This window comes from Luteibacter sp. HAY1-4A, assembly GCF_056755355.1.
The window spans coordinates 92,212-102,143 of the sequence record NZ_JBNDHZ010000009.1 but is presented as its reverse complement, the minus strand read 5'-3'; the positions used below and the strand labels follow the sequence as shown (position 1 = coordinate 102,143).

Below are 9,932 nucleotides of genomic sequence, written 5' to 3'. Positions count from 1 at the left end.
CACTGGCGCGTTTTTGATCAGCGCAACGCAAGTGCTCGCCGCATAAGGGAGGAATGGAGTTGTCCACACGCTTATGCAGCGAGTATCCACACAGGCTGTGGATATCCGCGTCAGTTTGTCGGCACACCCAGCTCGCGCAACAGCGACGGCGACGGATACACCTTGTCGATGAGCCAACGGATGTAGCGCATGTCCACGTGGATGGCTCGCTTGTAGCGCGGGTCGTACATCCAGCTGGCGCTCACGGCCTCCCAGTTGCTGTCGAAATTGAGTCCGACGAGCTCACCCTTCGCGTTGAGCACCGGCGAACCGGAGTTGCCGCCCGTGGTGTCGAGGTTGCTCAGGAAGTCCACCGGCATGGCGCCCGTCTTCGTATCGGTATAGCCCGCGAAGTCGCCCTTGCGAATGGCGTCCAGCAAAGGCTTAGGTGCGTCGAACGGCTCCTTGCCCGTGTTTTTCTCGACAATGCCGGCGACGGTGGTGAGCGGTGCGTAAGTGACCGCGTCACGCGCCATCAGCGGCGTGACCTTGCCGTAGCTGACGCGCAGGGTGGAGTTCGCATCGGGGTACACCGCCTTGCCCTGCTTCTCGCGGTAGGCGATTAGCGCCTGCATGTAAGCCGGCCGCAGACGCAACAGGTCGCCTTCGCGCGACTTGCGTTCGTCGTCGATGCGCAGCAGCGCGGGACGCAGCGTGCGCGCCGCCACCAGCAGCGGATCCTTGCTGGCGGCCACGTCGGTGGGAGGCGCCTCGAAAAGCCGTGTGCGTTCCGCTTCGCCGCCGAACGCGGTGCCCGCGTAGATGCGATCGAGTGCCCCGGCCAGTTCGCCCGGTGTGCGCCCGAAGACCTTGTCGACCTCGGGCAACCGTGCCGCATCGGGCAACTTCTGGTAGCGCAACATCATCGACGTGATGAGCGCCTTCTCCACGGCGGGATCGTAACGTCGCTGGATCTGCTTCAACTGGCTACGGATGAGTTCCTCGTCCCGCTTCTGGTACCCCGTTTCGCGCTGCTCGTCGGGCTTGGGCCGCTCGATCGAGAGGCGGTCCACGGCGAGCGCGCCCTTCATCAGCTGCGTCTGCGTCGCCAGGAGGCCCACGAGAACGTCGCGTTCCCGCACGTCCTTGCCTCGTGCGATAAGCGCCATGACCTGGTCGATGTCGGGCTTCAGCGCCTTGCCTTCCGGCTGGCTGGCAAGCCATGCCAGCATCGCGGTCTCGTCGTCGCGGCGCACGGTGACCGCGTCGCTGCGTTGCAGGCCCTCCAGCTCGCCGCTGAAACGCTTGATGCCGTTCTTCAGCGACTGCAACTGGGCGGCATAGCGGATGCCGGCCTCCTTGTCGTCCTTGCCCTTGGTCTCGATCACGTCCTGCAAAGCCTTGAGGATCGCGACCGATGTGGGCAGCCGCCACTCCACCTGGTCCACGAACTCGGCCGCCGTGCGATGGCGATAGGTGATGCCCGGATAGCCGGCAAGCATGACGAAGTCGCCTTCGGCCACGCCGTCCGTGGCAACCTTGAGGTGCGACGGGGGATGGTATGGCTTGTTGTCGGGGGAGTAGTCGGCCGGCTCACCGTTCGGGCCCACATAGGCGCGAAGGATGGTGAAGTCGCCCGCGTGGCGGGGCCACATGAAGTTGTCGATTTCGTCGCCATAGTTGCCGATGGCCCGCGGCGGCGCGTAAACCAGCCGGATGTCGCGTAGCTCGAGCTGCTTCACCAGGTAGAAGTCGCGCCCGTAGAACATGGTCGCGACGCTGCACTTGAGGCCCTTTGCCGATTCGCAGTCGGCCACCAGCGCCTTGCTGGCGGCATCGACGGCATCGAAGTACGCCTTGCCCGTCTTGCCGCGGGCGGCGGCCAGGATACGGTCGGTGACCTTGTCGAAGCCGACCGTGACGCGAAGGCGGTAATCCGGATTGGCAGGCAGTTCGCCGGCGCGGTCCGCCGCCACGTAGCCGTTGGCGATCAGGTCGCGGTCGGGCTTCGAGTTGTACTGGATGACGCCGAAGGCCACGTGGTGGTTCGTGATGACGAGGCCGTCGTCCGAGACGAACGAACCGGTGCCGCCGCCGATGCGGACCACAGCGTTCAGGGGCGCCTTGGTCAGGTCGGCGAGATCCCTGGGGTCGCCGCGGAAACCGGCCCCCTTGAGATTCTTCGCAATGCCGGGAAGCTGCGACGGCAGCCACATACCCTCGTCGGCGTTCGCGTCCAGCGCCAGCGCCATGGCGGCTCCCAGCATCATCGAGCGGATTCGCATCGTCATTGCCCCTTGGTCGAAAAGTTCGGCAGTCGCAAGAAAAACCGCCCCGACCATAGAGGCCCCCGGTGCGGCTGGCAATGACCCCGGGCGGCGCTTCCGACCTTATAATGAGCAATTCGGTCCGCGCCGCGGACCTTCCCCCGCCCGGAACCCAAGAACCCCATGCAGCAGACGATGAAGGCGCTGGTGAAGCGCAATCCCGAGCAAGGCATCTGGATGGAAGAAGTGCCGGTGCCGCAGGTCGGCCCGAACGAAGTCCTGATCAAGATCGAGAAGACCGCCATCTGCGGCACCGACCTGCACATCTACAAGTGGGACGAATGGTCCCAGCGCACGATCAAGCCCGGCCTCACCATCGGCCATGAGTTCGTGGGCCGCATCGCCGAGATCGGTCCGGGCGTCACCGGCTACAAGGTCGGCGACCGCGTCTCCGCCGAAGGCCACATCGTGTGCGGCCACTGCCGCAACTGCCGCGCCGGGCGCCAGCACCTCTGCCCGAACACCATCGGCATCGGCGTGAACCGCAATGGCGCGTTCGCCGAATACATGACCATGCCGGCGTCGAACCTGTGGCCCATTCCGGACCAGATCCCGTCCGAGCTGGCCGCCTTCTTCGACCCGTACGGCAACGCGGCGCATTGCGCGCTGGAATTCGACCTGATCGGCGAGGACGTGCTCATCACCGGCGCCGGCCCCATCGGCATCATTGCCGCGGGCATCGCCAAGCACGTGGGCGCGCGCAACGTCGTGGTCACCGACGTCAACGACTACCGCCTCAAGCTGGCTGCCGACATGGGCGCCACGCGCGTCGTGAACGTCGCCAACCAGTCGCTCAAGGACGTGGTGAAAGACCTGCACATCGAAGGCTTCGACGTGGGCCTGGAGATGAGCGGCAACCCGCGCGCCTTCGGCGACATGCTCGAATGCATGTACCACGGCGGCAAGATCGCCATGCTCGGCATCATGCCGCGCGGGGCCGGCATCGACTGGGACAAGGTGATCTTCAAGGGCCTCACCCTGCAGGGCATCTACGGTCGGCGCATGTACGAGACCTGGTACAAGATGACCCAGATGGTGCTCACGGGTTTCCCGCTGCAGAAGGTTCTGACGCACCAGATCGCCATCGACGATTTCCAGAGGGGCTTCGACCTGATGGACGCCGGCCATTGCGGCAAGGTCGTCTGCTCCTGGACGTGACCCGCGTCGCCTGATCCGCCCTCCGGCAGGGTTCCCCGGCGAGTACACTGCGCCGGGGAATCGGGTTGTCCGGGGAGTTGGTATGGAAACACGTGGAACCAAGGGGAAGCTTTACCTGGACAAGGGGCGCGAGCGCGCCCTCGCGCTTTATCGATCGCGCCGCACCCGGCGTATCGTCCTGGGTACGGCGATCGCCCTGGTCGTTTTCGGCCTGTTGGGCTTCCTTGCCGCCCCGCCGCTGATCCGTTCGCAGGTCGAAGCTCGCGCGAGCGCGGCGCTCGGGCGCCCGGTGACGATCGGCGGACTCTCGCTCAACCCCTTCACGCTCAAACTCACGGTCGACCGCCTGCATATCGGCGAAGCGGACGGCAAGTCGCCCTTCGTGGACGTGGCCAGGATCACCGCGAACGCATCGTGGGCCTCGCTCTTCCGTGCCGCGCCGATCCTCGACGCACTCGACGTCGAAGGACCCAAGGTCCACCTGCAACGCAGCGCGCCGCAGCGCTTCAACTTCTCCGACATCGTCGACCGGTTCGCCTCGGAGCCGTCCAAGCCCGATGACGGTCCGGCCCGTTTCGCCGTTTCGAACATCGCCCTCCACAACGGCCAGGTCGACTTCGACGACCGCGTGCTCGACGCCACGCATCGGATCGACCGCATCGAACTAGGCATTCCCTTCGTCGCCAGCCTCACCAGCGCGACGGACATCTACGTCCGGCCGTTGCTCGCAATGAACGTGGACGGCAGCCCGTTGCGCGTGGAAGGACAGACCAAGCCGTTCGCAAACAGCCGCGAGTCGCTCGTCGGCTTCCACCTGGACCACCTCGACCTGCCCCGCTACCTCGGCTTCGTGCCGACGCCGCTTCCCGTGGCCGTGCCGAGCGGCAAGCTCTCCGGGGTGCTCGACCTGCGCTTCACCATGACGGACGCGCAGCCGCACGTGATCCTCAGCGGCCGGTTGGTGGTCGACGACCTGAAGGTCACGGGGAAAGACGGCGCGCCGTTCCTCGAACTGGGCCACGGCGAGGCGGCCCTGACCGCGCTCGAACCGCTCACCTCGCGCTACCGTCTGGGCACGGTCGCGCTCGACGGCTTCGGGCTGCGCTATGCGCGCCTGCCGGGCGGCCGCAGCAACGTCGATGCGCTGACGGGCGGCCCGTCCGCGCCACCGGCGAAGGACGCGAAACCGACCGACGTGCGCATCGATGCGCTTGTCGTCAAGAACAGCCGCATCGAGTACGCCGACCTCGCCGCGCCGGTGCCCGCGCACCTGGTCCTGGATGGCGTGCAAGGCGGTATCCACGGCCTGAGCACGGTCGCCGCGCCTGTGGCGAACCTCGACCTCGCCGCGCGCATGGCCGGAGGCAGCCTGGCGACGAAGGGCACGCTGGATCTCGCCGCGAGCCGTTATGCCGGCAGCCTGTCGCTGGCGAACGTCTCGCTCGCGTCACTGGTGCCACTGGCTCCGCCGCCGCTGGATGCCGATATCACCGGCGGGAGCCTGGGCGCGAATGGCGAACTCGCGCTCGACTGGCACGAGGCGGCGACGGTGAAGATCGCCAAGGCGAAGGCGAACGTGGACGGCTTCCGCCTCGTTCCTCGCCACGAGCGCGCCGCGCCGGTCACCTGGACATCGATGAAGGCGTCGATCGCGCTGGTCGACCTCGCGACCAGCGAAGCTCGCCTCGACAGCCTGACCCTCGATGGCCTGGCGCTGGACCTGCGCCGCCTCGCCGACGGCAGCCTCGATCTCATGCATGTGCTGAAGACGGCACCGGCGCCGAAAACTCCGGAAGCATCCTCGTCTGCTTGGCGCTGGAGCATCGGCCATGTCGGCCTCGGCGATGGCGCGCTGACGCTGCGCGATCCGAAGGGGCAAGGCCGGCGCAACGGCATCGAATTGAAGGCCATGGCGTTCGGCATCGATGGCCTCTCCGACGACATGAAGCGGCCGGTGACGCTCGACCTGAAGGGTGCGCTCGGCAAGGGAGCGTTCGCCGTCACCGGCAAGGTGAAGCCGCAGCCGCTGGACGCGCAACTCGCGGTAAAGGCCACCCAGCTCAACATGGCGCCGTTGCAATCTCTGGTGACGGTGCCGCTGAACGTACGCATCGCCAGCGCCCTCCTGAGCCTCGACGGCCGCCTGAGCTACGCGGACCAGGGGAAAGCGCCAGCACGCATCGCCTACCGCGGCGAAGCCACGCTGGGCCGCGTGCGCGTGCTGGACAAAGTGACCGATGCCGACTTCCTGCGCTGGAGTTCGCTCAGCGCGTCCCGGATGGCGATTCGCCTGGGCGAGGACGTACCACGCGTCGCCATCGGCGGGCTCGCCCTCGACGACTTCTATGCGCGCGTGATCATCAACGCGAACGGACGGACGAACCTGCAGGACGTGGTCGCCAGCCCGGAAGCACCGGGCGCGGTCTCGGTGACCGAGGCACGGGATGCGCCCGCTCCGCCGGCGGCAACGCCTCCGCCCACCGCCGCGCCCTCGGGCCCGGTGGCGGACGTCCAGATCGGCCAGGTATCCCTCACCAAGGGCCACCTCAACTACACCGACAACTTCATCAAACCCAATTACACCGCCGACGTGACCCAGCTGACCGGCAAGATCGGCGCCTTCGGCACGACCGGCGGCGCGGCGCCGGCGGAACTCACGCTCCAGGGCCAGCTCGACGACAACGCGCCGGTGGACATCCGCGGCACGATCAATCCGCTCACGCCGGTGGCCTTCCTCGATATCACGGCCAAAGCCGACGGCATCCAGCTTGCCAACCTCTCGCCCTATTCCGGCAAATACGCCGGCTATCCGATCACGAAGGGCCGCCTCAACGTCGACGTTCACTACCTGCTGGACCAGCGCAAGCTGACCGCCGACAACCACATCTTCATCGACCAGCTCACTTTCGGCGACCGCATCGAAGGGCCGGGGATCACCCATCTGCCGGTGAAGCTCGCCGTGGCCCTCCTGAAGGACAGCGAGGGGCGCATCGACGTGCGGATTCCCGTCACCGGCTCGCTGGACGATCCACAGTTCAGCGTGGGAGGCCTCGTCTGGCGCGCCATCGGCAACCTCATCGTGAAGGCGGTGACCTCGCCGTTCCGCCTGCTCGCGTCGATCGGCGGCGGTGGCGGCCGCCAGGATCTTGGCTACGTGGAGTTCCCTCCCGGCTCGGCGGTGCTCGATACCGACGGGCAGGCCAAGTTGGCGGAGATCGTGAAGGTGCTGGCGGAGAAGCCTTCGATCAGCCTGGACATCGTCGGCCGGGTCGATCCGGACAAGGACGAGACGGGACTGCGCAAGGTCATGGTCGACGACCTCGTCCACCAGGAGCAGGCGAACGCCAAGGACGACGATACCGCGCCGCCGACGGACGAAGAACGTGAGAAGTATCTCGAACGGGCGTATCGACATGCCTCGTTTCCCAAACCTAAGAATGTGATCGGCCTCTCCAAGTCGCTGCCGCCCGACGAGATGCGCACGCTGATGGAGGCCAACATGCCGGTGGACGCGGATGCCCTTCGCCACCTGGCAGAACGGCGCGCCGGCGCGGTACAGCAATGGCTGCAGGGCAAGGTGGACGACAAGCGCGTGTTCGTGGTGGCACCGAAAACCGATGCCAAGGGCATCGACGACGGCGGGAAGACGACACGCGTGGATTTCGGCCTGCACTGACGCGGAGGGTCGAGGTTTTCTCATCGGGCCAAAGGCCTCACAATCGGAGTTCTCCTACGCCCCGGAACTCCGACCATGTCCTACCCCGGCCAGACCCGTTTCGCCAGCGAGCTCGAATCCATCCGCGAACAGGGCCTGTTCAAGAACGAACGGGTCATCGTCTCGCCGCAGTCGGCCGAGATCGAACTGGAAGGGGGCCGCAAGGTCCTCAACTTCTGCGCGAACAACTACCTTGGGCTGGCCGACCATCCGGACGTGATCCAGGCGGCCAAGGACGCCCTGGACACGCACGGATTCGGCATGGCGAGCGTGCGCTTCATCTGTGGCACGCAGGACTTGCACAAGGCGCTGGAGAAGCAGATCGCCGAATTCTTCGGTACCGAAGACACCATCCTCTATGCCGCCTGCTTCGATGCCAACGGCGGTCTTTTCGAGCCGCTGCTGGGCGAAGAAGACGCCGTGATCTCCGATGCGCTGAACCATGCCTCGATCATCGACGGCATCCGCCTGTGCAAGGCCAAGCGCTTCCGCTATGCCAACTGCGACATGGCCGACCTCGAGGCGCAACTGCAGGCGGCCGACGCCGCCGGCGCGCGCACGAAGCTGATCACCACCGACGGCGCGTTCTCCATGGACGGGTTCGTCGCGCCGCTGGACGAGATCACCGCGCTGGCTCGCAAGTACGGTGCGCTTGTCCATATCGACGAATGCCACTGCACCGGCTTCCTCGGCGATACCGGTCGCGGCTCGGCGGAGCTGCACGGCGTGATGGACAAGATCGACATCTTCACCGGCACCCTGGGCAAGGCCCTGGGCGGCGCGCTCGGCGGCTTCACCACGGGCCGCCGCGAAGTCATCGAGATGCTGCGCCAGCGCTCGCGTCCGTACCTCTTCTCCAACTCGCTTCCCCCGCACGTGGTCGCCGCCGGCATCAAGGTGTTCGAGATGCTCGCCGCCGCGGGCGAACTACGCGACAAGGTGAAGGAGAACACGCGCTATTTCCGCGAGAAGATGACCGAAGCGGGCTTCGACATCCGCCCGGGCCACCATCCCATCGTGCCGGTCATGATCTACGACGCCAAGCAGGCCCAGGCCATGGCTACCGAACTGCTCGAAGAGGGCATCTACGTCACCGGCTTCTTCTTCCCCGTGGTGCCGCAGGGCAAGGCGCGCATCCGTACGCAGATGAGCGCGGCGCATACGCGGGAGCACCTCGACCGCGCCATCGCGGCGTTCACCAAGGTCGGCAAGAAACTCGGCGTGCTCAAGGCCTAACGCCGGCGAAGCGCAACCACTTCGTCCGCAGTCAGGTGCCGCCACTGGCCCTTCGGCAACTCGCCGAGGGCCAGTTCGCCGATGGCGATGCGCACCAGCCGCTGCACGTCGAATCCCAGGGCTGCAAGCAGCCGGCGGATGTGCCGGTTGCGTCCCTCGTCGAGCGTAACCTCGAGCCACGCATTGCGTTCGCCCTGGCGCAACAGGGAAGCCGAGCCCGCCCTTAGTATGTCGCCGTCGTCGTCGACGCCCTCCAGCATCGCCGCGATCGTCGCCTCATCCGGCTTGCCCGCCACCTGCACGTGGTATGTCTTCGGTACATGCGTGGCAGGATCGGTGATACCCGCCGCCCACACCGTGTCGTTGCTCAACAGCAACAAGCCCTCGCTCGCCTTGTCCAGTCGTCCGACCGGACCCAGCCAGGGAAGCCCGGCCCCCTCCAGCAGCGAATACACCGTGGCGCGCCCGCGCTCGTCCGCGGCCGATACGACCAGGCCGCGCGGCTTGTTCACGACGATGTAAACCGGTGCCGCGGCTTGCGCGGCCTCCCCTTCCACGTCGATGCGTTCGCGACCCGCGATCGGAAATTCGGGATCGCGGACGATGCGGCCATCGACGCGCACCTTCCCGTCACGCACCAGCCGCTCACCCTGACTGCGCGAGCAAATGCCGCGTTTGGAAAGCACGCGGGCGAGGCCATGGACGGGCGAACCTTTAGGGGGTTTGCGCTGCCCTTGCGGACGGGAGGGAAAAGACATGTGGCGAGGATAACGGATCGCCTTCCCATGCCAAAAAACGTTCGTCACGGAAGTCCGGGGGACGCTGCCTGGGTTACATCGGTTCATTCGCCAAGGCGAATGCATGTGTCCAGCGGCTGGCGCCGCCTTCAACTCGGACGGTGAGGCCAGAGCCTTCGGTGTCCACCCTCGCTGCTCAGACAGTCCTCCGCGTTCGAAAGGGAGGGGCCGCTTGCGCGGCCCGTGTATCTATATGGCCTACGGCCGCTCTCTTGTGCGGAACTCGCCTCGAGGGTGGACACCGAAGACTCTTCCCATGACCGAGGTGGCGTGTCGGGAGAGCGTCACCGCCGAAGACAGACGTCGCGGCTAGCGGGACATCGTCTCGCCTCGCCAGCCGGTCGGGCCTTGGTGACTCCGGAGGCCCCCTTTTCCAGGCACCGTCGCACGCATCACGCACAGCTTGAGCAGGCAACCCGCATCGGCCGCTTGTGGCTCTCCCATCACACCACCGCGTTGTCCGGAAGAGACCTTGCTGTCCACCCTCGAGGCGAGTTCCGCACAAGAGAGCGGCCGCAGGCCATTAGGTACATGGGCCGCGTCAGCGGCCTTCCTTTTCGAACGCGGAGGACTGTCTGAGCAGCGAGGGTGGGCAGCAAGGTCTCCCCACAAGACGCTCCGGTGTAAAGCGCTCTGGCGATACCGGGGCACGCGAACGCCACGGCGAGCTTGATCGAACCAGCGACGGGTTGTCATCGCCAAGGCTGGGCTGGTCCCGGT

Annotated in this window: 5 protein-coding genes; 3 read left to right on the top strand and 2 right to left on the bottom strand. The window is 66.3% G+C overall.

Going from position 1 to position 9,932, the window contains the following annotated elements; genetic code table 11:
• Window positions 1–110 precede the first annotated feature (110 nt).
• Window positions 111–2,264 (bottom strand): S46 family peptidase, encoded by a 2,154-nt coding sequence (locus ACPYOD_RS04750; RefSeq protein ID WP_481300581.1) that lies wholly within the window; start codon window positions 2,262–2,264, stop codon window positions 111–113.
• 165 nt (window positions 2,265–2,429) lie between these two features.
• On the opposite strand from ACPYOD_RS04750, the gene tdh reads away from it, so the two are divergent.
• From tdh to kbl, 3 genes are all read left to right on the top strand, one after another.
• Window positions 2,430–3,464, top strand: coding sequence for an L-threonine 3-dehydrogenase (gene tdh / locus ACPYOD_RS04745; RefSeq protein WP_481300579.1), 1,035 nt, complete (start codon window positions 2,430–2,432; stop codon window positions 3,462–3,464).
• A gap of 82 nt (window positions 3,465–3,546) precedes the next feature.
• Complete coding sequence (locus ACPYOD_RS04740; protein WP_481300578.1) at window positions 3,547–7,140, top strand: DUF748 domain-containing protein; 3,594 nt, start codon at window positions 3,547–3,549, stop codon at window positions 7,138–7,140.
• Window positions 7,141–7,215: 75 nt separating this feature from the next.
• Window positions 7,216–8,415 carry a glycine C-acetyltransferase gene (gene kbl / locus ACPYOD_RS04735; protein ID WP_481300577.1) on the top strand — a complete coding sequence of 400 codons (1,200 nt, stop codon included), beginning with the start codon at window positions 7,216–7,218 and terminating at the stop codon, window positions 8,413–8,415.
• On the opposite strand, the gene ACPYOD_RS04730 is transcribed toward kbl, so the two are convergent.
• The gene (locus tag ACPYOD_RS04730) at window positions 8,412–9,173 is read right to left on the bottom strand and encodes a pseudouridine synthase (RefSeq protein ID WP_481300576.1); all 762 of its coding nucleotides are present in this window, start codon (window positions 9,171–9,173) and stop codon (window positions 8,412–8,414) included. The genes kbl and ACPYOD_RS04730 overlap by 4 nt on opposite strands.
• Between the last annotated feature and the right edge of the window lie 759 nt (window positions 9,174–9,932).

Bases quoted from the DNA above. Each gene is read 5' to 3' on its own strand.
- ACPYOD_RS04750 (WP_481300581.1), bottom strand. From the start codon at position 2,264: ATGCGAATCCGCTCGATGATGCTGGGAGCCGCCATGGCGCTGGCGCTG.
- tdh (WP_481300579.1), top strand. From the start codon at position 2,430: ATGCAGCAGACGATGAAGGCGCTGGTGAAGCGCAATCCCGAGCAAGGC.
- ACPYOD_RS04740 (WP_481300578.1), top strand. From the start codon at position 3,547: ATGGAAACACGTGGAACCAAGGGGAAGCTTTACCTGGACAAGGGGCGC.
- kbl (WP_481300577.1), top strand. From the start codon at position 7,216: ATGTCCTACCCCGGCCAGACCCGTTTCGCCAGCGAGCTCGAATCCATC.
- ACPYOD_RS04730 (WP_481300576.1), bottom strand. From the start codon at position 9,173: ATGTCTTTTCCCTCCCGTCCGCAAGGGCAGCGCAAACCCCCTAAAGGT.